The 25,011-nt window shown below is 41.7% G+C and carries 21 protein-coding genes; 11 read left to right on the top strand and 10 right to left on the bottom strand.

The features are described from left to right. The first annotated feature begins 721 nt into the window (after positions 1–721). From H6G79_RS11690 to H6G79_RS11680, 3 genes are all read left to right on the top strand, one after another. Positions 722–1,768: a permease gene (locus tag H6G79_RS11690; RefSeq protein ID WP_190588794.1), complete on the top strand. Its 1,047-nt coding sequence runs from the start codon at positions 722–724 to the stop codon at positions 1,766–1,768. 138 nt (positions 1,769–1,906) lie between these two features. Next, the gene (locus H6G79_RS11685) at positions 1,907–2,668 is read left to right on the top strand and encodes a TIGR03943 family putative permease subunit (RefSeq protein WP_190588793.1); all 762 of its coding nucleotides are present in this window, start codon (positions 1,907–1,909) and stop codon (positions 2,666–2,668) included. An 80-nt stretch (positions 2,669–2,748) separates the two neighbouring features. After that, on the top strand, positions 2,749–4,242 hold the full coding sequence (locus tag H6G79_RS11680; RefSeq protein ID WP_190588792.1) for a hypothetical protein: 1,494 nt from the start codon (positions 2,749–2,751) through the stop codon (positions 4,240–4,242). A 138-nt stretch (positions 4,243–4,380) separates the two neighbouring features. Here the strand turns inward: H6G79_RS11680 and H6G79_RS11675 are convergent, their stop codons facing one another. The 3 genes from H6G79_RS11675 to H6G79_RS11665 all read right to left on the bottom strand — a co-directional run bounded on the left by H6G79_RS11675 (position 4,381) and on the right by H6G79_RS11665 (position 7,731). Then, positions 4,381–4,659 carry a hypothetical protein gene (locus H6G79_RS11675; RefSeq protein ID WP_190588791.1) on the bottom strand — a complete coding sequence of 93 codons (279 nt, stop codon included), beginning with the start codon at positions 4,657–4,659 and terminating at the stop codon, positions 4,381–4,383. A 120-nt stretch (positions 4,660–4,779) separates the two neighbouring features. Further along, positions 4,780–5,169 (bottom strand): hypothetical protein, encoded by a 390-nt coding sequence (locus H6G79_RS11670; RefSeq protein WP_190588790.1) that lies wholly within the window; start codon positions 5,167–5,169, stop codon positions 4,780–4,782. A gap of 30 nt (positions 5,170–5,199) precedes the next feature. Further along, entirely contained in the window at positions 5,200–7,731 is a 2,532-nt protein-coding gene (locus H6G79_RS11665; RefSeq protein ID WP_190588789.1) for an ATP-dependent helicase, read from the bottom strand. A 260-nt stretch (positions 7,732–7,991) separates the two neighbouring features. On the opposite strand from H6G79_RS11665, the gene H6G79_RS11660 reads away from it, so the two are divergent. The 3 genes from H6G79_RS11660 to H6G79_RS11650 all read left to right on the top strand — a co-directional run bounded on the left by H6G79_RS11660 (position 7,992) and on the right by H6G79_RS11650 (position 10,555). Next, positions 7,992–9,731 carry a glycosyltransferase family 39 protein gene (locus tag H6G79_RS11660; protein WP_242048279.1) on the top strand — a complete coding sequence of 580 codons (1,740 nt, stop codon included), beginning with the start codon at positions 7,992–7,994 and terminating at the stop codon, positions 9,729–9,731. Positions 9,732–9,838: 107 nt separating this feature from the next. Continuing rightward, positions 9,839–10,087 (top strand): hypothetical protein, encoded by a 249-nt coding sequence (locus H6G79_RS11655; protein ID WP_396019795.1) that lies wholly within the window; start codon positions 9,839–9,841, stop codon positions 10,085–10,087. Positions 10,088–10,099: 12 nt separating this feature from the next. Then, a complete protein-coding gene (locus H6G79_RS11650) occupies positions 10,100–10,555 on the top strand; it encodes an HNH endonuclease (RefSeq protein WP_190588787.1) in 456 nt (151 codons plus the stop codon). Between the two features lie 19 nt (positions 10,556–10,574). Here the strand turns inward: H6G79_RS11650 and H6G79_RS11645 are convergent, their stop codons facing one another. Next, positions 10,575–11,666 (bottom strand): RuBisCO accumulation factor 1, encoded by a 1,092-nt coding sequence (locus H6G79_RS11645; protein ID WP_190588786.1) that lies wholly within the window; start codon positions 11,664–11,666, stop codon positions 10,575–10,577. Between the two features lie 242 nt (positions 11,667–11,908). Between H6G79_RS11645 and H6G79_RS11640 the strand changes: the two genes are divergently transcribed. The 3 genes from H6G79_RS11640 (at position 11,909) to H6G79_RS11630 (ending at position 14,979) form a co-directional block, all read left to right on the top strand. After that, positions 11,909–12,865 (top strand): response regulator, encoded by a 957-nt coding sequence (locus H6G79_RS11640; RefSeq protein ID WP_190588785.1) that lies wholly within the window; start codon positions 11,909–11,911, stop codon positions 12,863–12,865. A gap of 73 nt (positions 12,866–12,938) precedes the next feature. Then, positions 12,939–13,637, top strand: a complete 699-nt coding sequence (gene ubiE, locus H6G79_RS11635; protein WP_190588784.1) for a bifunctional demethylmenaquinone methyltransferase/2-methoxy-6-polyprenyl-1,4-benzoquinol methylase UbiE — start codon at positions 12,939–12,941, stop codon at positions 13,635–13,637. Between the two features lie 106 nt (positions 13,638–13,743). Then, positions 13,744–14,979, top strand: coding sequence for a DUF445 family protein (locus tag H6G79_RS11630; RefSeq protein ID WP_190588927.1), 1,236 nt, complete (start codon positions 13,744–13,746; stop codon positions 14,977–14,979). A gap of 28 nt (positions 14,980–15,007) precedes the next feature. On the opposite strand, the gene H6G79_RS11625 is transcribed toward H6G79_RS11630, so the two are convergent. From H6G79_RS11625 to topA, 6 genes are all read right to left on the bottom strand, one after another. After that, positions 15,008–15,583, bottom strand: a complete 576-nt coding sequence (locus tag H6G79_RS11625; protein ID WP_190588783.1) for a Uma2 family endonuclease — start codon at positions 15,581–15,583, stop codon at positions 15,008–15,010. A gap of 39 nt (positions 15,584–15,622) precedes the next feature. Further along, complete coding sequence (locus tag H6G79_RS11620) at positions 15,623–18,085, bottom strand: HD family phosphohydrolase (RefSeq protein WP_190588782.1); 2,463 nt, start codon at positions 18,083–18,085, stop codon at positions 15,623–15,625. A gap of 68 nt (positions 18,086–18,153) precedes the next feature. Further along, a complete protein-coding gene (locus H6G79_RS11615; RefSeq protein ID WP_190588781.1) occupies positions 18,154–19,080 on the bottom strand; it encodes an ADP-ribosylglycohydrolase family protein in 927 nt (308 codons plus the stop codon). A 322-nt stretch (positions 19,081–19,402) separates the two neighbouring features. After that, a complete protein-coding gene (aroQ, locus tag H6G79_RS11610) occupies positions 19,403–19,855 on the bottom strand; it encodes a type II 3-dehydroquinate dehydratase (RefSeq protein ID WP_190588925.1) in 453 nt (150 codons plus the stop codon). Between the two features lie 24 nt (positions 19,856–19,879). Beyond that, positions 19,880–19,978, bottom strand: coding sequence for a DNA topoisomerase I (locus tag H6G79_RS11605; protein WP_162491113.1), 99 nt, complete (start codon positions 19,976–19,978; stop codon positions 19,880–19,882). A 552-nt stretch (positions 19,979–20,530) separates the two neighbouring features. Further along, positions 20,531–23,179: a type I DNA topoisomerase gene (topA, locus tag H6G79_RS11600; RefSeq protein ID WP_190588780.1), complete on the bottom strand. Its 2,649-nt coding sequence runs from the start codon at positions 23,177–23,179 to the stop codon at positions 20,531–20,533. Positions 23,180–23,650: 471 nt separating this feature from the next. Between topA and H6G79_RS11595 the strand changes: the two genes are divergently transcribed. Together H6G79_RS11595 and H6G79_RS11590 are read left to right on the top strand one after the other, a co-directional pair. After that, on the top strand, positions 23,651–23,944 hold the full coding sequence (locus tag H6G79_RS11595; RefSeq protein ID WP_190588779.1) for a hypothetical protein: 294 nt from the start codon (positions 23,651–23,653) through the stop codon (positions 23,942–23,944). After that, complete coding sequence (locus tag H6G79_RS11590) at positions 23,931–25,001, top strand: DUF6745 domain-containing protein (RefSeq protein WP_190588778.1); 1,071 nt, start codon at positions 23,931–23,933, stop codon at positions 24,999–25,001. Before H6G79_RS11595 ends, H6G79_RS11590 begins: the two co-directional genes overlap by 14 nt. Positions 25,002–25,011 lie beyond the last annotated feature (10 nt).

The raw sequence follows: 25,011 nt of genomic DNA, 5'->3' as shown, positions 1-25,011 counted from the left end.
AACATATCAAAAACCCTGACTAATAGGAACTTAGCGAACCTCGTGCGTTAGCTTTATTTGTCCTAACTGACTTAGATTCTTATTTTATTAACAGAAGGATAATTTAAACAACTTAATTCATCAAAATATTAACTAATAATAACAAAAATGAGAATTTGCCAGATTTTAGGTAGTAGTGGCCGTGAAAATACTTGGAGTCTTGCGGAAAATTAGCGCCATACATAATGTTTACTAAAATTATTCCATTTTGGTATTGCGGATTGCTGATTTTTGTAGTAGAAATCAACCACAGACACTCTTGAGTTGAGCCAAATTAAGTTAAAACACGCATATCAGCAACTCAGAGTGATCCCCAAATGTTTAAAGACTGTGAATCCTTGATGAAAATGCGTGGAAGATAACACACTAATCAGCTAATTTACAGTAAGTATAAACATTAGGTAATTAAACGTCACCTAATCCTATGCCTGTTAACCGATAATTCAGAACTATTTCGGAAATCAGGCAATCTCAACCAAAACAATCATCCGTAAATGCACTCATGTAAAATGACTATACTAAAACTCACGGGCGCTAGTTGGCGCTTAAGCAAGACTACGAATTAAAGATAGTCTGGTTGTGTCAATGATGTTGAATTATCCGTACATGATTTTGATCCCCATTTCGATAAAATGACTAGACATAACCTCAAAACTTTCAACCGCTTTTGACTGCGACACCCATGAATCAACTGAACAATGGTTTCACGATATTTCTGAGTCTGCTAGTCGAAGCGATGCCGTTTTTGCTTCTAGGGGTTTTATTCTCTAGTTTGCTGCTGTTTTTTGTTGATGAGCGCAAATTAGTCGAAAAAATGCCCAAAAATCCCCTATTGGGGGCTTTAGTTGGCAGTATGGTGGGTTTTTTATTTCCGGTGTGTGAGTGTGGCAATGTGCCGGTAGCGCGGCGCTTGCTGATTCAGGGCGTACCCACACCTGTAGCGATTGGTTTTTTACTAGCAGCGCCAACGATTAACCCGATTGTGATTTGGGCAACTTGGACGGCGTTCCGCGATCAGCCAGAAATCGTGGTTTTACGGGTAGTATTTTCCTTATTGATTGCCACAACTGTTGGCTTTGTGTTTAGTTTTCAAAAGGACTTGACTCCCATAGTCCAACCTGCGATCGCCCGTTATATGAAGTTTAATCCCCCAGCGAAAGTCGAAACCCAACGGCGGGGTAAACGTTACCAACTTCCCCCAGAATCAACAACACCAACTTTGTTGCAATCTGGGACATATATTTTGGGCGGGAAAGCAGGTACACCCAACCGGATGGATGGCACAGCAGATGACCCCCTAGCAAACTCAAATAAACCACTGGCGGCAAAACTCCGGCTGTTGATGGATAACAGTATCCAAGAATTGCGCGAACTGGGCGGAGTTATGGTAATTGGGAGTGCGATCGCAGCTGCTATCCAAGTCTTTGCACCCCGCGATTTAATCCTGAGCCTCGGTGCTGGCCCGGTTAGTTCCATCATCGTGATGCTAATTTTGGCAGCCGTTGTCTCAATTTGTTCCACAGTCGATTCCTTTTTTGCCCTATCCTTTGCATCAGCATTTAGTAGTGGTTCCTTGCTGGCATTTTTGGTATTTGGGCCAATGATCGACATTAAAAGCGTTGGGTTAATGTTATCCATTTTCAAGCCAAGAGCAATTTTCTACCTCTTTGCCTTAGCCGGACAATTGACATTTTTATTCACGCTGTTTATTAACTTGCACGTTCTTTAAAGTGCTGAGTGCTGAGTGCTGAGTGCTGAGTGCTGAGTTAAAAGATGGATACGTCTGATAACCAATGACAAAGGACAAAATGCAAAGTCTGATTGGAGGTTTCTTCCAATCAGACTTTGTAAGAGAGGACAAATGACAATGACACCTAAAGCTCAACGCCTGAATTTATTACTCTCTTGGCTGGATGTCATAGCCATCACAGCTTGGGGAATTTTAATGTTGAAATACTGGCTGACTGGCAAGCTGAATTTGCTGATTCACCCAAATTATTTTGGTTTGGTGTTAGTAGCTGGTATTGCCTTAATTATTGTTGGCTTATTCAAAATGCAAGAACTTTGGCAACGTCATCGCCGCGATATTTTGCCAAATGTCCAGCATATAACTTTATTTCCGCCTGGTTGGGGTGGTGCGTTGCTGTTAACGGCGGCCATTTTAGGTTTCATTATTACACCGCAAGTTTTTGCCAGTGACAAAGCCCTCAACCGTGGCGTGAGTGATTTACTGGGAACTTCCCGAATTAAACCCCAAGCCTTCCGCGCTTCGGTTCGTCCAGAGGAGCGATCGCTAGTAGATTGGGTAAGAACTCTCAATGTTTATCCCGAACCCGACGCATACACAGGGCAAAAAGCCAAAGTCCAAGGCTTTGTAATTCGTCCTCCAGATTTAAGCAAAGAATATATATTTCTCGCCCGATTTATTCTCTCATGCTGTGCGGCGGATGCTTACCCCGTCGGTTTACCCGTGAAATTACCAGCCAATCCCGAACAATACACACCTGATACCTGGTTAGAAGTCGAAGGACAAATGGTTACAGACAACCTCAACGGGAAACGCCAACTCACCATTGTGGCGAACTCTGTCAAAAAGATTCCCCAACCCCAAAATCCCTATAGTTATTAATCATTTGTCATTTGTTCTTTGTTAATGACCAATAACCAATGACTAATGACCAATGACCAATAACCAATGACTAATGACCAATGACTAGCAAAACCCTGATCCAACCACTAGATCGTGTAGCGATCGCCTTGATGCTGCTGCTGAGTTTGCTGATTGGCTTTATCATCTTCCAAGGTGATGTTGTGTCTCCCCGCGTCCGCACCTTTACTTGGCAAAATCAGCAAATTGGGGCAGATGATATTGCCTTTAGCCTCACCTTTAGCCGTCCAATGAATACTAAAAGTGTTGAGGATAACTTAAAAATTGAGCCACCCTTAGCCGGAAAATTTAGTTGGGCAGGTAGGCGGATGGTTTATACACTGTTAACACCTGCTCCCTACGGTACAAACTATAAAGTTCAGCTACAACAAGCAAAAGATAAATTTGCTCAAAAAGGTACTAACAGTAAAGTTATTCAGCCTTTTGTTGGCAGTTTTCGCAGCCGCGATCGCGTGATTATTTACATCGGTGCTAACCCAGAAGAACAAGGGCAATTAATTCTCTATAACTTAACCCAAGAGCAGAAAAAAGTCCTGACTCCCAAAGACGTGACGGTAATGGATTTTAAACCATTTCCCAACGGTGAAAAAATCTTATTTTCGGCTCGCACAGCCAACAACCAAGATTTACTTTCTGCCCAGTTATATACCGTCACCACCGGAATTGCTGGCGAGTCGGACACCAAACCAGAACCAGCCGCGAAAGTTGATTTGATTTTAGATAATAAAGATTATCAAAACTTAAAATTTGACTTATCAGCAGACGGACAAACGATCGTTGTCCAACGTGGGAATAAAAATAATCCCGGTGACTTTGGCTTGTGGTATCTACCAACCACCTGGGATAAATCCAGTCCCAAACCTGCTCCCCAGCGCCTACAAAGCCAGCCAGGGGGCGATTTTATGATTACTCCCGATAGCAAAGCTGTAGCCGTTGCCCAGGGTCAAGGGGCTGCGATACTACCACTACAAAAAGATGCGAGTAAACCCTTAGATTTTTTACCGCAATTTGGCTTAGTGCAAGCCTTTTCTAAAGATGGTTCTCAAGCAGCGATGGTCAAATTTAATACAGACTACACCCGTGACTTATTTTTAGTCACTAATCAAGGTGTGCAGAAACCTTTGGTAAAAACCACAGGTTCAATTATCGATTGTCAATTTGACCCAGCTTCACCCACCTTATATTGCTTGTTAACTCAGTTAATCACCCAAGCAGAATATGTAGAGCAACCTTATTTAGTTGCCATCGATTTGAAAACTGGACAACAAAGACCGTTATTAGTTTTACCAGTTGATCAGCGAAATGTAGAAATGAGTTTATCACCGGATGGGCTGGGTTTATTGTTTGACCAAGTAGTGCCACAGGCCGATAACGCACCAGCACCTGCTAATAGTTTAAAGACAGATGACGGTGAAGCGATCGCTACTAGCAGTTTGTGGTTAATGCCATTATTACCTATTGCTGATGCCGCCGTGACCACCATTAAACCAGAAAAGCTACCCTTAGTTGGCTTTCATCCCCGTTGGCTACCTTAATTTAGAGACGCGAAATTTCGCGTCTCTCGTAGTTTGTCAGCACTAAAGTAACAGATGTTGCGGGTTGATGGTTGCTGATGTTGCTTGGTAATCTTCCGGTGCGCTTTCTTTTCTCAGATAAAAATTCACGACAATATATCAGGAATTACTGTAGGCTGTGTGTTGTAGCTTGTAAAATTGCGTGATTAAATTAACAACATCTTGAACACTAAACACTTTATCCCATTCATGAACTGGAACTTTAATTTTCAATCTTTTTTGAATTTCTAGAACAAAATCCATAAAATCGTCTCCGTCTGCCCTCAAATCATGAATTAATTTGTCTGTTAACTGTGGCTTTGTTCCTGGAATACAAACGAAGAACTCTAAAAGCTCTAAAACAATTTTTTCAATATTTGATTCTTCTATATTAGACATAATATAAAGTAAGATTTAATCATCATTTATTAATAGAAATTAACCACAGACGTAGGTTGGATGTAGCGATAGCGAAACCCAACAAAATCTTGATAATGTTCTACATTTGTAGCTAAAATATTAAGGTGCATCTATTTCAACTCGGTGTTTAATATTGTCAAAGCTGTATCCTAATTCGTGCATAAACTTTTCTACATCATCAATACAAGAAAAATAATAGTTATCTTTTTGCCGAATATCATCTCCTGTTTCATATTTTCCACTTTCGTGAACATCCCGCCGTAACTCTTTAATAATTACATGATATGGTGTTTTTTCTCTTTTTTCTGCTTCTCTAACTGTGATTAAATATAAGTATTCCTCTAAGTAATCTTCCCTTTTAGGCGTGAATGAGAGTTTTGGAAGCTTATTAATTAAAATCCAGCCCAAATATTCAGGGTCATTTGTATCTTTTCTAAAACCCCATTGTTCCCCATTATTTAGTTTTTTATTCAGTTCTATTTTATCCATACAAATATTTTGAATTAAATTTTAAAGAAATCACACTTCAACTGATTCAGGAAACTGACGCTTTAACGCTGGAAACACAGGACAAGGCGCTTGTTCTTGTAAATTCTCTGGTTTACTCCAAGTGAAAGGTGCTTTTTGCGCCGCAGACATCCATAACAAACGCTTGGCGCGTGTCATCGCCACATAAAGTAAACGATATTCTTCCGCAGTTTTTAAGTGTTTGGCTTGTTCCCAAGCTTGGCTGACATCAGGTATACCCGATTCTCCGTGGAGGGCGGCGCGAATTTGGGCGCGGGCGACTTCTGATAAGGTGAAGTCTCCTAAAAACTGGCTTTGGGGTGGAACCCAAAAACGACCAGGAATCAAATTCTCATGCAGAAAGGGAATGAAAACATAGTCCCAATCTAACCCTTTGGCTTTGTGCATGGTAATAATGGTGAGTTGATTCGGACGGGTGTAATGTGCTTCTAAGTCTTCGGTTTCCACAGGTTCAAAGCGTTCGGAATTGACAATTTCGCTTAAAGCTGACAGCATTGCACCCATTGAACTACCGCCAGATATTTGCTGATTGACTCGTTCTGCAAGTTTGTCAGCAGTCGCCAATTCTGCTTGGTCATAATTCAACGCCAAAGCGAGAAAGGAAATTAACTGATAAAGCGGTAATTCCATACGGGCGCGGAGTAAGCTACGACACAAATGAGCCGCTTTTTCAACTGGTTCGGCTTGGGGTGCAGCTAAGGGGCCTGGGTATAAAAATTCTTCTGGTAAACTAGCGAGGGCGTTGAGGTCTTGGGTAGGAATTAATTGCCGTTGTACCAGTACTTCTAAGGCAGCTTTCAGGTAATCTGGGGAGTGGGGTCGATCGCAAAATTGCAGTAATCCCAATATTTCTTGGGGTACGTGAGAACGGCGATCGCGCTCACCCACATCGTAAAGTGTAATATTATGCTCTTTACATACAGGTGCTAACATTTCTGCCAACCATCGACCTTGGCGATTTTCCCTCACTAACACCGCCGCACGGGTATTACTGGGGTCTGGTGCAAATAACTCAACTACCCTTTTACCCAGCAGTTCAACTGTGTGATGAATATCGCGCGGTGTGTATAGTTCTAACCCTTTACCTTCTGGTGCTGGGTTGGCATTTTTTTGCGGATCATTCGTACTCACTGGGTAAATTATCTGTTGGCGGAAGGGAGAAGCAGCCGGAAGACGTGGCGATTTTTGATTTTTCGCACCATAAAAACTATTCACCCATTCCAGCGCAAAGTTAGCCGCAGCAATAATAATTCTCGTACTGCGCCCAGCTTGATTCATCGTTGCCAATTTTGCCACGCGATCGCACTCTTCACAAAATTGCCGAAAATAAATTGGGTCGGCTGGTGTAAAAGTAGAGTTAATTGCTTGGTTAGGATCACCAACTCTCACGAGGTTGAGTGCTGAGTATTGAGTGCTGAGTGCTGAGTGCTGAGTGCTGAGTGCTGAGTGCTGAGTGCTGAGTGCTGAGTGCTGAGTGGTGGTTCGACTCCGCTCACCAACCGAGAGTGGGGAGTTTAAAGAAATCCCCTTGTCCCCCTTGTCTCCCTTGTCCCCCTTGTCTCCCTCACCCCCCTGATCATCACTTGCCAAAATCTCTAACAACCGAGTTTGCAAAGGGCTAGAATCTTGGGCTTCGTCTTCAAACACAGCGAAAACTTGGTTTTGTTCAATGCGACGGGCGCTATCATTTTCTAATACGCGCAGGGCGGCGAGAATCATATCGTCGTAGTCAATGAAGTCGCGCGATCGCATTAAGTTTTGGTATTGTTCGTATAATCCCGCCGCTATGCTTAAAATGGCGTAATTATCTGAAGTTTCGTGACTCCAATTTTGTAGTTGTTCGGGCGATATTCCTGAACTTTTGGCTTCGTGAATGACTGTTGTTGCTAAGTCTGGTAAAACTTCAGTTCGCAATACAGATTGACGACGCAACCTTTCTGTTTCTTCACCGTCAAATTGTTGTCCTTCCAGTAACCGGAAGTATATTTCAGCATTATTATTAATCCATTGTTCAACTGCTGTGCGAATTAAGCGATGGCTTTGACTAGGGGTAATTAATGTCAGATTTTCTAATTCCAACCCCGATAAATTAGGATAACGACTGGCTATATTCAGCGCCAAACCATGTAATGTGTAAACAGCAAAACCTGTTTGCGGCAAAGATAAATCGTCACGTAAATATTTCCGAATTTTCGCTTTAATATTGGCAGCCGCAGAACGAGTAAAGGTCACAACTACCAACTGACGGTGAACCGAAGAACGAGATCGCGCCAAACGTTCATACTGACGCGCAATTGCGATCGCCGCCGCCGCCGCCATCCCCGTCGATTTCCCCGCACCCGGAACCGCAGAAACCGCTAATGGCCCTGATTCCCAATCAGCCATCTGTTGTTGTCCTTGGCGTAAGCCGTTACGAATCGCCAATATTTTTTCGCGCAAAGACAAAACCTGCGGCGATGACTGAGATAATTCCGATGGAGCAGATTCTAAAGGCACAGTAGCAGTAAAGTTGGTATCTGACATATCACAATCCGAGGCTGAGGGGAAAAGTATGAAGTCTGAAGTGTGAATTATGAAGTCTGAAATTTGATTATTTAACACAATTTGCAACTTATTTTTAAACCCTTCTCCAAACTTCTTCCCTGCGAGGAGATAAGCTTTGATTCTTGCTCCCCTTCCCTTGTAGGGAAGGGATGGGGGGTTAGGTTTGAGATAAAGTTGCACACAGCGTTATTTAGCCTCCTACTTCCTACTTTTAACCAATGACCAATGACAAATAACAAATGACTAATAGTAGACATTATCTCGGTTTAGTTGGGGCGATCGCCCTGGGTGCAATTTTGCGCTTTTGGCATTTAGATTTAAAACCTTTGTGGATGGATGAAGTGATTACAGCCATCTTTAGTTTAGGTAAAAATTATCATGATTTGCCTTTAGATGTTTTATTTCCTTTAGAACGTGTCCAGGAAATTTTCACCTTTCATCCTGGCGTTAGTTGTTCACAAATCGCTACTAATGTTGATACACAGTCTACCCACCCACCTTTATTTTTTTGTGCGATGTATCGGTGGTTAAGCTGGATGACTCCTTTAGGAACAGAGTGGGTAACTAAATTGCGATCGCTACCTGCTTTATTAGGTGTCGCCATTATCCCGGCGATATATTGCTTAAATCGTATTGCTTTTTCCCAGTCATCGGGAATTATCGCTGCTTTGGTGATGGCGACTTCCCCCTTTGCTGTCTACCTTTCCCAAGAGGCGAGACACTATACTGCACCAATGTTGCTGATTACTTTGTCGTTACTCGGATTGATCCAGATTCAGCGCGATATATTTGAGCGATCGCGTTTGCGGTTTTGGGTTTGGCTATCTTGGACAGTTGTGAATATTCTTGGTTTTTATGTCCACTATTTTTTCGTTCTTGCGTTGATTTCAGAAATTGCTACTTTAATATTTATAGCTTATCGATATCAACTTCATATTGCAATTATCAAAAAAATCTGGCTATTTTTATTGCTTTCTCTGACTACTATTGGCATCAGTTTTCTTCCTTGGTTATTTGTTATTTTCAATCATGCCCAGCGTACAGAAACCAATTGGTTGCCAACCCCTAGCTACATTTCCCCCTTATATCAAACTTTAATTAACTGGGTTTTGATGCTCATTAATTTCCCTGTGGAAAAGCAACCTCTACCAGTGGCAATTATTAGTGTTTTAATCATGGTATCGTTTTCTATTTGGGCAGGAATAAAAGTTTTTCAAGGATTAGATTTTTTATTATCCAATAATAAAAATAATATCTCAACTATTACTCTGTTAACTTTTACTATTGGCGTAGTTTCAGAATTTTTAATTATTATTTACATTTCCCAAAAAGATATTTCTGTAGTTCCCCGATATCACTTTGTTTATTACCCAAGCTTTTGTGCTTTATTAGCAGCCGGGATTAATTACACCAGTAAAAGTCAAAAATCAATTTTTATTTTCTTAACTATTAGTATTATTAGCTGTATTTTTGTAATTTTTAACTTCGCTTTCCAAAAGCCTTTTCTACCGGACAAGGTAGCTCAAAATATGAATTTAGATCCAACTATTCCCACAATGCTAGTTACTGGATATGGTAGTTATCAAGATGTAGCATTGGGTTTAAGTTTTGCTTTAGCTTTAGAACCATTAAGAAATGCAGATAAATCAGATCACTTTGCCTTTATTAATCAAAACTCGCCTGTAATTCCTTTTTGGCAAAAGCTTGCACAATTCTCTGTAAAAGATGTATCTCAGCTAAACTTATGGATAGTCGCCCCTGGTTTACGAAGACGGGATTATCAACCACAAGTTAAGTTATCTAATGAACAAATAATTTGTAATATCGACCCGACACAACATTATCGGATAGGCATTCCTTATCAACTTTATCGTTGTATAGTAGGAGGAAGTGGTTCGGCTACTTCGGCTGCGCTCAGTACAAGTTCGCTCACCAACCGGAGGCAGAAGGCAGAAGTTAAAAGTCTTACTATGTACTGAATAACCATTTTTTAAATGTCCTTACCTGCACTTTGACTGCTAATCAGTGATGCTTTTACTTGTTTCAAGCAGTATATGAGCAGATTAATATGACGATAAACTTTCCTATGAAATTATCACACTTACCAGACAGTTTGCCATTAGAGGGGGCTGTTCGCATAGAGTTAGTGGAAGGAGTACCAATATTTCGGGCTTCTATTTTAGTTCAGAAGAGAATTGAAGAATTACTAGCTAAACAAAAAGAAGTTCCACTTACTAACAAAGAGGAACAAGAATTAACTGAGTATGAAGAGTTAGATGATTATTTAAGTTTGATTAATCGACTTATCAGAAATATATCCATTAATCAAATATAAGGGAATAGATATTTGTCTACTAATCGTTATATCAGTGAAGCTATTCAAACTCAAGTGAGAGAAAGAGCTAAATTTCTATGTGAATATTGTCATGCTTCTGAAAAATGGCAGTATGTTTCTTTCACAGTAGACCATGTAATTCCTCTAGCAAAAGGTGGTGCTAACTCAATTGATAATTTAGCTTTGGCTTGTTTTCATTGCAATCGCAAGAAATCTGATAAAATCAAAGTATTTGATGAAAATACGTCATCAGAAATTCCTTTATTTAATCCTCGCACTGATAATTGGACAGAACACTTTATTTGGTCAAAAGATACACTATATCTTATTGGTTTGACACCTATAGGATGCGCCACAGTAGCAGCATTAGCATTTAATCGAGAAAGAATAATTAATATTCGTGCTGCTGATAGAGAAATTGGCAGGCATCCACCAGAAAACGAACCAATTCAAAGCGAGGAGTCATAAGAAGTTTTTAACTAATAAACTATTCGTCAATTAACCAAGGTTCTTTAGTTACTTCCTCATCCAAAATTTTCTTTGGACGCACAATAACAATTAATTTACCCAAGATAGAAATTTCTGGTTCTGTTTCTAACCATTGAATATCTAAAGTTCCGTTATTATCAATCACAAAATAGCTAGAGTTATCCCATTGTCTTTGAGCGCGGTCAACAACTAAGAGTACTTCTTCTCGTCTGTTTTGTGTTTGGGCTTGATTGGGGAGGCGATCGCTATCTGCTAATATCACTACTGGATCTTCGGCATTTAACAAGGCTTGCCAACCAGGTAAGGGAACCCATGCTTGTTCGCCAGCAAACTTGACCATTTGGAATGGTTCACTAGCGGTAATTAAAGGTACAGCTTGCAAATCTTGGGGCGTTAAAGGTAATTTTCCCGCCACCGCTAAAATCCGTGGTAGTTCATCTTCAGAGTCAAAGCGGTAAAATGGCAGCAAGGGAACCGGACGCTTGGGAACACGGGTAAAATCTACCAACAGTTGTTCTAGTTGCGTTCTTGCGGAATCTGTGTGAGCAAAACGCAATCCTTTAGCTATTAAACGCGATCGCTCTGTCAAATCAGAATTTTGTCTGGCTAATTTCCAAGCTTGATAAGCCACCGCATCCCCCGCATCAGATGAAAATCCTTCGGGTAAATTGCGTAACCAAGAATAATCTTTAATAGCCTTGGCTATTTCTCTCGCCCCATCAACATCCAGTTTATGTATAAAGGCTAATTCTGCTGCTGCTGCTCGTTCTTCTTGGGAGAGTAAGCGTAATTCATATAAAACATCACTACCTCTTGTACTGTAGTGCGATCGCGCCGCTTCTGATGCCCCGACTTTTTCTATAGAATTATAAACTTGAGCGCCAACCACAACTTGATTTTGTTGAATTGGCTCAAATCCAGTTGCTTCAAAAATTTCTTGCTGATTATAGCCAGACTTTTGCAGAGTGGCGATCGCAATTCCCCATTCTACCCAATTACCTTGCTTTTGCCTGAGCTGACGCAGTAACTCCTGGGCGTTGTCATTTCCAGAGGTGTCAGGGTTTGGGGCGTTGAGTGGTAAGTCAGTCATAATTGGCAGGAGCAACTTGAACTAAATAAAACTACCGATACCTGATCGGCAAGTCTTATTCTAATCTTTAATAGCGGACTATCTCTCACTCTAGCACCAAACAAAATTATAGGTTATCAATAGTACACGCAAGTTCTGGATTAGAACTGATCAGTACCTTCACGCAAGGCTTACGCACCATCTATCAACTAAGCTTGGTGTGGAATATAACACTATAGTAAATTATTTACAGGAATTATCTCATGGATAATCCCACGCAGGAATTAAATACAAGTCGTCGGCAAACAGCTACTCTAGAAAGAGCAAAAAAACTCAAAATATTAGTAGTGGATGATGAGCCAGATAATCTGGATTTACTCTATCGGACTTTTCGGCGCGACTTTCACGTTTTAAAAGCTGATAGCGGTATCAATGCCCTAGAAGTTTTGGCAGCAGAAGGAGAAGTGGCAGTCATTATCTCTGACCAAAGAATGCCAGAAATGAAGGGTACAGAGTTTCTGAGCAAAACTGTGCCGCAGTTTCCCGATACAGTTAGGATTATTCTGACGGGCTTTACTGATATTGAAGACCTAGTAGAAGCCATCAACGCTGGACAAGTCTATAAATATATCACCAAGCCTTGGGACCCTGGCGAACTCAAAGCAGTCGTCCAAAGAGCCGCAGAAACCTATGATTTGTTAAAGCAACGCACAGAAGAATTACGCCGCGCTAATGCTCAAATGGCGTTATTGTCTGTGTTAGTGCAAGTTACCCAAGCCGCAGAAAATTTAGAATCAATTCTCAAACCCATTGCTACAGCCTTTAGTGATAGTTTTGCTACTGATGGCTGTATTTTGCAGTTAGTAGAGGGAAATCAATTAGCAGGCGTTTCTGGTTCTCATAGCCGTGCTGGTACTACTCTCAACTGGCTAGACAAAGACCCCTTGGTAAATGAAGCGATCGCCACTGGCAAAGTCCAAGTCGCCCTAAATGTTGCTAAAGATCCTAAACTCGCTGCTGTATCCCACTATCAAGAAACTGGTGTGCAAGCACATTTAGTTATCCCAATTACCTACCGGAATGATATGTTAGGTGTGTTGTCACTCCAATGGCAACAACCTTGCTCTTTGCGAGAAGATGAACTGAACCTGATTAATTTATCAGCTCAACTAGTAGCGATCGCTCTGACTAGTAGTCGCTGCTATCAAGGAACTCTGTAGTTATTAGTCATTTGTCCTTTGTCATTGGTCATTGACTAATGACTAATGACTAATGACCCATGACTAATCACCAATGAATCAAGAAGTTCGTGCCATTTTTGACAGTATTGCTCCCGTGTATGACCAGCTAAATAATTGGTTGAGTTTGGGACAACACCGGATATGGAAAGAAATGGCGATTAAATGGAGTGGCGCTAAACCTGGAGACACCTGTATTGATTTGTGTTGCGGGAGTGGTGATTTAGCGTTGCGTTTAGCACGGCGTGTAGGGAATACAGGACATGTCTATGGTGTGGATTTTTCACCCAACCTACTCGCCACTGCTCAAGAACGCTCTCAACAACAATACCCCCAACCCGCCATCACTTGGGTAGAAGCTGATGTTCTCAATTTGCCTTTTGCGAACAACCAATTTGATGCAGCGACAATGGGATATGGATTAAGAAATGTTACAGACATTCCCCAAAGCCTGAGAGAAATTCACCGCGTTCTCAAGCCCGGTGGAAAGGCGGCAATTTTAGATTTTCATCGCCCAAACAACCAGCAATTAAGAGCGTTTCAACAATGGTACTTAAATTCTATGGTTGTACCAATGGCTGAGAGTCTGGGCTTAAAAGAACAGTATGCCTACATCAGTCCCAGCTTAGATCGTTTCCCTAGAGGAGATGAACAAAAAGAACTAGCCCAGCAAGCTGGTTTTGCATCGGTTACACATTACCCCATTGTGAACGGTATGATGGGAGTGTTGGTAGTTGGTAAATCTGAGATTTGAGATTTGAGGTTTTTGATTGGCGCTGCTGGCAAAGAAGCAGAAGTCTTTGAGAAATCAATATCCGAGTCTAAATTTCCAAGTTCAAAATTGGCAAGTCCAAAATCCTGTGGATTGGTCTCATCTTTGGCTTTATGTATCTCCCCCGATATTAGGTGGGGTAATTGGCTATTTCACAAACGATATAGCCATCAAAATGTTATTTCGTCCCTACCGAGCAATTTATATTGGTGGACGACGAGTGCCTTTTACTCCCGGTTTGATTCCTCGCAACCAGGAGCGTTTGGCTACAAATATTTCTAATACCATTATGGGTTCGCTGCTCACGCCAGAAGAATTACAAAATCTGGCGCGGCGCTTGTTGCAAACAGAACGAGTCCAAGGGGCAATTCTGTGGTTGTTACGGTTAGCAATTGAACAAATTAAAGCAGATAAAGACCAAAAAAGTGCTAAAATAGTCGCCGGAATTTTGCGTGATTTGCTAGGCGAATCGCTACCGCGCTTGTTAAAAGTTTTAGCCAGAAGAGAAGACTTTTTAGAAGCGCAAATCAATCAAATTTTTGATCAAGTCCTGCTAGATTTGCAATTGACTGATGAGCAAGCTACACGATTAGCTGATTGGTTATTGCAGACGGTTTTACCTCCTGATGTGTTGCGTCAGGCGATAGTTGATTTTTTAACCGATCGCACAATTCAAATTATCGATGAAAGCTTTCGAGAAAAAACTAGTGGTACTTATTGGGTAGTCGCTAATTTGTTCGGCTTACGCAATACCCTTACCCGGCTGAGAACTTTTTGTTTGGATGAAAAAGAAGCCACAAATGCGCGGTTGCAAGAATTAACCCAAGATTTGCAAGTGCGCGATCGCCTGAAAAAAATCCTGCAAAATTTATCATTACAAAACTTACCCATTGGTACAGTCAGACAGTTACGCAAAACCACCCGCGAAACAGTCCGCCAATATATTCAAAGTACTGGCGGCGACTTACTACAAGGATTCACTGATTCTGTAAATTGGGAAAATATCGCTACATTATTGCTGAATCGCTTGAGTGCTTCACCTGTGGTCAATTCTTCTTTAGAAGTGGTCAGCTTAGAATTAGCTTTGATTTTAGAACGTTATTTAGAAAAAGATTTAGAAGCTATTGTGGCGCAAGTCATTCCAATTTTGTCCATCGACCAAGTAATTATTGACCGTGTCAAGTCAACTTCTCCGGCTGATTTAGAAGCAGCTATCGAAGGAATTGTCAAAAATGAATTACAGGCGATCGTAACTTTAGGTGGAGTTTTGGGTTTTATTGTCGGGTTATGCCAAACAGCATTTTTAATCTTGAGTCAGCAGTAATTATGGATATGAAATTGCACTGAAACGCCTAACTCAAAATTTGTGCTAAATCCAAAATAAACCCTGGTAAAACATCCTCTCCACTCAAGCTACCAGGAGATTGTAAAATTTCAACTTCTTTTCCTTGTCGATAAATTTCTACTCGTTGATTTTGCGGATCAATTAGCCAGCCTAGACGCACGCCGTTATTCATATACTCCCGCATTTTAAGTTGCAATCTTTCTAGGCTATCTGTAGCAGAGCGCAACTCTACCACAAAATCAGGAGCCATAGGTAAAAACTTGGCAGGATCAGGATTTAAAGCTGCGATTCTTTCTTTTTTTACCCAAGCCGCATCAGGCGATCGCGTTGCACCATTAGGAAGAATGAATCCCGTGGAAGAATCAAAAACTAAGCCAGTACCATCAATATCTGCCCAATTATTCAATCGTTGACTTAAACGACTATTACGATTTCCACTTTCCCATCCCGTAGGCGGCATAACAATGATTTCCCCTTGCGCTGTTCGCTCAAAACGTAAGTCTCGATGATTTTGACAAATTTGAAAAAACTGCTCATCCGTTAACTCAATGACGGGGCTGAGGTCAAGAATCAAAGCAGTCATATTTGTTCCTCAATCTTGATATATGTAGCCTAGCATTGACTACTTATTACTAACCTTTAACTTCGGATAAGCAATACGCTTGTGGTGAAATTGCTGCCAAACTTCAACAAAAATTTCAGCAATTTGCTTCATTTCATCCCGCGTTAGTCCAGATTCTTGTAGTTGATTATCTTGCCATCTGGCACGCAAAATATTGTTGAGTGTAGTTAAAGCTTGTTCGGGTGTGACTTCTTTGAGCGATCGCAAGGCGGCTTCACAAGCATCTGCTAACATCACAATTCCCGTTTCCCGTGATTGGGGAATGGGGCCATCGTAGCGGAAATCAGCTTCGTCTAATTTGATGCTGGGGTCGGCTTGGGCTTGCTGCTGTGCTTGATGGTAAAAATAAGCAATCAGCATTGTACCTTGGTGTTCGGGAATAAATGCTTGAATTGCCGTGGGTAAAGAATGTTTACGCGCCATGACTAACCCTTCACTAACGTGCTTTTTAATAATTTCGGCACTTTTCCAAGGGTCTTGAATTTCTGTTTCGTGTTTATTCGCCCCCCCCATTTGGTTTTCAATAAAACCTAAAGGATCGTGCATCTTACCAATATCGTGGTATAAAGTCCCAGCCCTGACTAATTCGACATTACAACCTAATTTTTTCGCCGCCGCTTCTGCTAAGGTGGCGACAAATAAAGTGTGTTGAAAAGTTCCGGGGGTTTCTGTAGCCAGTTTTTTTAATAAGGGACGGTTAGGATTTGCTAGTTCTGCTAACCGAATTGGTGTAACTAAATCAAATAATTTTTCTAAATAAGGACTCACGCCCAAGGCGATGATACTCCAAGCTAAACCTGATAAAGCAAAAAGTCCGGCTGCTTGAAATAACATGTACCAGCCTGTACTAAATGCTGTACCTATCAATAAACTCACAATGAGATAAACACTACCTTGGGTCGCTGCAATCGCTACACCTAATAATGCTAATTCTTCCCGCGATCGCAATTTTTGAGCAATGTAACTACCTAATATTCCTCCAGTTGCACCAGCTACCAAGGCAACTTTACTAACTTCCACACTTGAGGGTATAACTAGCAACAATAACCCTATGACTGTTGCACCTAAAGTCTGTCCATAAAAACTGCCTAGTAGTAAACCAACGGCACTCCAGCTAGTATGAAATATTCCCATTGCGATCACACCAGGGGTACTCAAAGTTAGGAGTAATATTAACAGGCGATCGCGTTGGCGTAATCGATACTTCTTGCGCCTTTCTACCCAAACAAAAATCCCAATTGCGCCTGTCACCATCGTGGCGACCTTCGCCAGTCCTAGCCAATTATTTTCCCGACGAATTAATTTATACTTTTCTAAAACATCAAATTGCCACTCAGTAATTTTCTGCCCTTTGTTGACAATTATCTGACCTTGGCGCACCGGAACTAAGACGGGTGAAACTCCTTCTGCGGCTTGTTTCGCCTTGAGTTGCGTTTTTTCTTCATCTTTTTTTAAGTTGGGTTCTAAAACTGCCAACAACAACTTAGATGCTAAAGCTTCCGCATCTTTCGGCACAACATACTGCACATGAGTACTGACTGCATTTTGTAAAATTTTATCTGGCAGTCCTTCGGGAATGCCCTGGGTCAAAATGCGATCGGCAATTTGGCTGATTTGTGTGTAAGTGTTTGACCAATCATCATCTGATAAATCTAAGATGACTGTTTCTTGATAAATTATCCCTGGGTTAGTTGTATCTAGTTGTAAAAATTGTGACTTGGCTTGGATATAAGCTTGGCGGATTTGAGATATCTGCTGCACCAAAGAAGCTAAATTTTGGGCTGAGGTGGTGATTCGATAAGCTTCTAATTCTCCTACAGCTATTTGAAAGTCTTTGTTTTGGGTAATGTTGCTCGGTTGGGGCGACTGAGATGGTATTGGGATGATCGTTATAGGCTGGTTATGCTCGGTAGATGAACCTGTGGCAGATGGAAATAAGGGAAGATATTTAGGAGAGCGAGGTTTTTGGGGAAATCCTAGCGAGAGTTCTAATTTTTGTTTACTCTTGTTTTCGACAGTAACTAATAGTGCTTTCCATTCTGAGTCAGAACAAGCACGGAGATATTGTTGGGTAGGTAAAGATAAAACTGCGGTGTCAAAAAAAGGAAACGGCCCAGCAACAGAACGAAGTTCATTACCTTGGTCGAGAATTTGTTGTAGTTCTTGGTTAATCTTGTTGGTAATCTTGTCATCAACCCTTAAGACTTGTATAGAACTGTTACTAACCTCTTTCCGTTGAGCTTCAGTTTGTTTTTTATCTTCAATGCTGGTAGCGTAAGGTGCTTTAAAAGTTTGTGGTGCGTAGGTTCCTGCTTGCAGTTGGGGTTGGTTGTATAGCTTATGACCCAGTACCCCGGTTAACGAAACAACTGCGATCGCAAATACCACAGAAGAACGTTTTTCATGTACCCAGCCTAAACCGACTGCGATCATTCCAGTCTGAGTTTTGAACGATTTTGTCATTGTTCTGGGTACCGTTGGGCGTTTATAAATTTAATTTTATGTAAGTAGTTATATTGATCAAGGCTTAATTAACGTGAGCGAATGACGCGCGGTGCAGCAAATACAGAAACAAAATTTTGTTTGTCCAGCATCACACATCCGTCTAAAGTCAATGGTTTGGGATGTAGGGACAGGTTATATACTCCTGACCACACAGCTAAAAGTGCATCGGTTAATTCTAACATCTGTGGATAATTGACCAGTATCCCAGTAGAGTTATCGGTTGATAAATATAAAACTCGCCACTGTGTAGGAATTCCGGCTGTGCTATTGAAGGTTCCCGATAAACCACCTGCGATCGCACCTATTATCGGGGAAGGTAACAATCGATTTGCGCGTAAAACTGTTAAGCGAAAGTCTTCTGGTGTACTGAGAAAGCAATAAAATGCCAATGCGATCGCACTGCTAGTTTTGTCTTTGGTATTTAACTCTGCTTTAGCTGTTTCTAACCCAGCATGTTTAGATAACAAATCATTAACTTGTAATAATTGTTTTGGTAATGATGTTGGTGTGTCGCCAATAAAACTAATAATTTGAGCTATAAGAGTTTGCGGATCTAATTTTTCGGTTAAAGATAAAGCGATCGCGTAGCCTACTGCTAATATTCCATCCCGTACCACTGGATCTTCTCCCCAAAGTTGGTACGTGTGTAGTAAATTATTTCTTAACTTCAGCAAATTGTCATGAAAAAAAAGTGCCACTGGTAAGGCGGCTAAAATAATTTCAGAAGTGGCATGATTATTAAGATAAAAACTAGGCAATTCTTCTTGCTGACGCTGTTTCCAGTCATCCAAATCTAATTTGCCTAGCTTCACCAAACTTTCGGTACCCAGTAGCATTAATTTGCCAATATCTGAGACAGCTTGAGGTGATTTGTCTCCCGACTTAGCTAAATTTGCACCTAATAACGCTCCGAGTATAGTACCTCTAAAGCGGCTGAACAGTGAATAGCGCATATCTCAAGTATGAAGTGTAAAGTGTTAAGCCTGAAATTTCAGCCTTAACAATTTATAGCAGTCGCAGCATAAGTTATACCAAATCGATATGAAGAAGCATATAATTTGCCAGCGAAGGCAATATGCAGCCTTTTATGGAACTGGTATGAGTACTTTATACACATATCTTGTACCCAGCCCTGACGAATGGAATTCGCGGCTATAAAAACCAAGTCCGCCTGCGCGGACTAACTTAAAATCAAGATTTTTGAACCCGCGCAGGCGGGTTTTGTCTGTGTAGCCGCGACTTCAGTCGTTTGGTTCAAAATATGTGTATACCTTGCTAAACTTCATCCTTTCGTAAATGATGCACTAAAGCCTGTAAGCCTAAAAAATAACTTTGTGCGCCAAAACCACTAATTTGACCAATCACTACAGGCGCGATGTAAGAATGATGGCGAAAATCTTCTCGACGGTAAATATTGCTGAGGTGTACTTCAACTGCTGGTAAATTAACTGCTGCGATCGCATCTCTTAGTGCCACACTAGTGTGTGTATACGCCCCAGCATTAATTAAAATCCCCTGGTGTTTACCTAAAGCTTCATGAATCGCATCTACCAAAGCGCCTTCATGATTAGACTGCATGGCAAACACACTTGCTTGCATCTTTGCCGCTTGTTCTTGCAATAAACGGTTAATTTCAGCCAAAGTTACAGCACCATAAATCCCCGGCTCTCGCTGTCCCAGCAAATTTAGGTTTGGCCCATGCAGTACCAAAATGCTTAAAGGTTGCACCAGCAATTGTCAGTCCCTTCAGATTTAACGACGACGGGAGCGTTCATTGACTGGAATCGGAATCAGTTCCGGTTCCGGTTCAGCTTCTGGCCCCAGCAGGGCTTCAATTAGCTTGCGAGCCATTTCTTTCAGCCTTTCCAGTACCTTTTCTATATAGTCCATGAACTGACCGCTCCTGAATTACTAACTACTTTAATTAACAGCTACGCGGAAATTGGCTTATTATTACACGTTTTGCTGCTAACTTGGCTGATTCCCGAATTTCTGATTCTGGGTTAGCCATTTTAAAAGTTGCGAGTTGTGATTTCCCTTACTTTTTAGAGTATCACATCCACAACCTAATGAACTGCATCTCTCTCAAGATGGGTATGTTGTCAAAATAGTCAAGAGTCATTTGTCAATGGTCAATGGTCATTTGTCATGGGAAATTAGTTATGATTTCTAGATTTTCTAGAGTGCTGAGTGCTGAGTGCTGAGTGCTGAGTACTTTACACTGGGCGAAGTCGAGGTGAGTCGAAGTGTGAGTACTCATGAGAAATTTCAGCCTGCGAAGGCAGGCTTTGTTCCTATAGCCGCGACTAATCGTTCTGTCTCCCTTGTCTCCCTTGTCTTCCTGTCCCCCTTGTCCCTAAATAAAGAAAGTCACGTAGAAGCCCCTGAACTCAACCTCACTCCTCACCCCTCACTCTTTTTAGCTGTGGTCTTAGATGACTTAGCAGTTGATTTAGCGCGGGTACTAGTTGTTTTAGTAGTTTTGCGGGTAGATTTTTTCCCAGATGAAGCTTTACTGGCTAACAATTCCAGGGCTTGAGATAGGGTCATTTCTTCCACCGACTGTCCTTCAGGAATGCTGACGTTAGTTTTGCCATGCTTGATATAAGGGCCATAAGGGCCATCATATATATTCACTGGTGAATCATCTTCGGGATGGTTCCCTAGTTCCTTTAACGCCGCTTTGGACTTACTGTTAGCCGAACTCCGTCCTTTTTTCGGTTCTGATAATATTTCCAAAGCTCTTTCTAAAGAAACTGTTAAAACATTATCCGCAACTTTTAACGAACGGTAATCTTTGCCTTCTTTGCCTTGGTCGTGAACTACGTAAGGGCCATAGGGGCCGATACTAGCTTGAATTCTGCCTCCTGTCGCTGGGTGGGTTCCCAAAGTCCGAGGAAGTGCTAAAAGACCAACAGCTATTTCTAGAGTGACATTTTCTTTCGGCACGTTTTTGGGAATGGAAGCTTGTTTTGGTTTAGGATTTTCTTCTGTTTTGTCACCTAATTGCACGTAAGGGCCGTAAGTCCCAATTTTGATATAAATCGGCTCACCTGTTTCGGGATGGCGACCGAGTTCGTCGGGGCCTGTGGTTTTTTGCTTGAGTAAAACTTCTACTTGTTTAGGGTCGAGGTCAGCCGGGGTTAAATCTTTGGGAATGGAGGCTGTGACTACAGCATCACCGTTTTCCACTTCGATGTAAGGGCCGTATTTGCCAATGCGGACTTTTGCTGCTAAATTTTCTAGTTCTACGGTTCTAGCTTTAGTCGCATCAATTTGACTTTTCTGTTCTCTAACTAAGGTTTCTAACCCTTTGTCACCTAAATAAAATTCCCGCAGGTAAGGTAGCCAGTTAACTTCACCTTCGGCAATGTCATCTAAGGTTTGCTCCATTTTGGAGGTAAAACTAGGGTCAACAATATCGGGGAAGTGTTTTTCTAATAAGCTGGTGACGGCAAAGGCGGTGAAGGTGGGAATTAAAGCATTATTCACCAATTGGGCATAACCTTTATCGATGATTGTGCCGATAATGCTGGCGTAGGTACTAGGACGACCTATACCTTCACTTTCTAAGGTTTTGACCAAAGTGGCTTCGGTGTATCTGGCTGGGGGTTGGGTTTCGTGACCAACTGCTTCGAGTTCTTTACAGTTTGGATGATCCCCTACTTTCAGGTTAGGCAAGATAATTTCTTGGTCTTCTAGCGCGGCTTCGGGGTCGTCGGAACCTTCGACGTAGGCGCGTAAGTAACCAGGAAAGTCGATGCGTTTTCCAGAGGAACGGAAGCCAGCATCCTCAACCTGTAACTGCACAGTAATTTGGGTTTGGCGGGAGTCAGCCATTTGACAGGCGACGGTACGCTTCCAAATTAAGTCGTAAACAGCGAGTTCTCGACCGCTTAAACCTGTTTCTTGGGGTGTGCGGAAAGTGCTACCGGCTGGGCGGATGGCTTCGTGGGCTTCTTGTGCGCCTTTAGATTTGGTGGTGTATTGCCGGGGTTGGGGGCTGAGATATTGCTTACCGTACAGCTTTTCTACACAATCACGAGCAGCTGCGATCGCCTGATCTGACAAATGCACCGAGTCTGTACGCATATAGGTAATATACCCTTGCTCGTACAAGTTTTGAGCAATCCGCATCGTATCCCGTGCCGACAGCCTCAGTTTCCGGTTCGCTTCTTGTTGCAAGGTGGAGGTAGTAAACGGTGGCGCAGGTTTACGGGTAACTGGCCGTTCCTCCATCTCGGTAACATTCCAGGTTTTGCCTGTTAACCGTTCTTTCAACGCCACAGCATCGGCTTCTGTGAGTAACACCACATTGCGCCCAGCCGCAATTTGTCCTGTGTTGGGGTCAAAATCACTGCCACTGGCAACTTTTGTCCCACCCAAGGTCACTAACTGGGAGGTAAACGGTGCTTTTGCCTGTTCTAAATAGGCTTTTAAATCCCAATATGTCCCTTCATGGAAGGCGCGGCGTTGGCGTTCTTTTTTCACCAATAACCGCACTGCTACAGACTGGACTCGCCCAGCAGATAATCCCCAGGCGATTTTTTCCCATAGCAGGGGCGAGAGTGTATATCCTACCAAACGGTCTAAAATTCGGCGTGTTTCTTGGGCGCGGACTAGTTGTTCATCAATAGTGCGGCAGTTTTTCAAGGCTTTTTTTATCGCCTCTTGGGTGATTTCGTGAAACACCATCCGCTTGGTCGGAACTTTGGGCTTCAGCAATTGGTATAAATGCCAACTGATGCTTTCTCCTTCCCGGTCTTCGTCAGTTGCCAGGATGAGTTCAGTTGCCTCTTTTAAGGCATCTTTGAGCTGAGTAACAACTTTCTTTTTGTCTTTGGGGACAACATACACCGGTTCAAAGTCTGCGTCCACATTTACCCCTAGCTGCGCCCATTTTTCCCCTTTGATGGTCGTGGGGATTTCACTTGCTGACTGGGGGAGGTCACGGACATGACCCATAGACGCTTCTACCCGATAGTCTTTTGGTAGGTAGTTGCGAATGGTACGAGCTTTGGTGGGAGATTCGACGATGACGAGAGTTGACATGGAAATTTCAAAAAAAAGAATAGCTGTCAAGCTAAACAGTCAAATTGAAGCAAGTTCTGTGAAATGTCAAGAGAAAATTCGAGCTTGGGGGCTGTGAATTCATCCTCACACAAACTGCCTGGAAATGCGAAAATTCGCAAAACTTCAGAAGCAGTCTTTCTTAGAGCATAAGATAAAGAAACGTTGGTGGTGAATTTCCAACTATTTCAATCTTTAACTTATCTCAGGCATAATTGGCGACTACCGTTGGCAAAATACTGTTCAAGTGTAGTAGCACGATACTTTTTTTATCAGGGGGTGGGGGTGCAAAGTTGGGTGAAATGATAGGAAAACCCAACCTGACATTCTTTTGCTGCGGTTCTGGCTGGCGTGCTGCGACCTCTGGAATTTTTTAGGTTGTGCCAAAATTAAATCAAAATTGCGATTAAAAGCAAAGTAGGGTTCATTACTGTATAGCTCAAAGTTAAGACTATGAAAGCGATTCGCCAAGGTGATGTTATTTTACTACCTGTGGAGCAGGTTGACGGACAAAAGAAACTTGATTTAATTTTGGCAGAAGGTGAGGTTACAGGACACAAGCATAAAATTAGTGAAGGAGAGGCAGAGTTATATGAAAAGGATGGCACCCTTTATCTGCGTGTTTTATCAGATATAGCATTGTTAACTCACGAAGAACATCAGGCAATTCCTATCCCTCAAGGTAACTGGTTAGTCAAAATTCAGCGTGAGTATGAGCCGGAAGGTTGGCGATATGTTGCAGATTGAAAAACTCACGCCTGAGCAAGCAGCTTTGATTCCAGTTTATCGAGAGAAGTGGCGAAAAATTGCGCTTTCTACTGAGCGAATTGATAGAGAAAAAGCGGCTGAAGCGGTGAATGCTGTTTATGAAATTATGGGCTTTGATGAGCCGCAGATTGTATTTTTTGATAGTCCTTATGCTGCTTTAAAAGAGTTTAACCAGCAATTACATCACTCTCAACTCAATGAAAAAGCTTACACGATCCAAAGAGAAATACTGACGGAAAAGAGAAATTATATACGCTCTCAAATTCTTAACAAAGAACTAGCAAGTTTTCTTATACAAGAATTTATTTCTAATCCATTAGATGATATCTTTGAAAGATTTAGTTGGATTATATTAAAAGAACTACATACACACTTTTATATTGTTGATGAAGAACTAGATATTGAGGCTTTTGATGTAAGTTACTTTGCACCAGAGTCTTGGGCTAATGTTGCTAGTTTTATAGATTTTTGTATCTCTGAGTTAAATTGTGATTTATCTCAGCAAGATTGGTTAGTTATACAAAACCTAATTAAAAATTGTGGTTGGATATTTCCTGATGAGCATATAGCAATTGTATGCGATCGCCCGCTTCACATCCGCTTCGATAACGAAAACCGCCTCCACGCTGAAGGTGAACCAGCAATTGAATTTGCTGATGGCTATAGCCTTTACTCTTATCACGGTGTCACTTTACCTGAAAAATACGGTAAAGTTCATCCACAGCAATGGCAAGCCCAATGGCTATTAACAGAAACTAATGCTGAACTGCGGCGCGTGTTGATTCAGGGAATTGGTTACAGTCGCATTTGCCAAGATTTACAAGCTATTGAATTAGATAATGGGGCTGGATATACCCTATTAAAAATTGATAATGATTTTATTGATATTGAACCGATTTTGTTATTAAAAATGACTTGTCCCAGTACAGGTTTTATTCATGTTTTGCGTGTTCCCCCAAAGATGCTGTCAGCGCGTGAAGCAATTCGCTGGGTAAATTGGGGGCTTGAGCCAGATGATTTTATAATAGAAACTTGAAAGATAAGTA

It is taken from the genome of Anabaena sp. FACHB-83 (assembly GCF_014697485.1).
GTDB lineage: Bacteria > Cyanobacteriota > Cyanobacteriia > Cyanobacteriales > Nostocaceae > Nostoc_B.
Note: the sequence above shows the minus strand (reverse complement) of the source record. Positions and strands in the feature narration are given on the sequence as shown.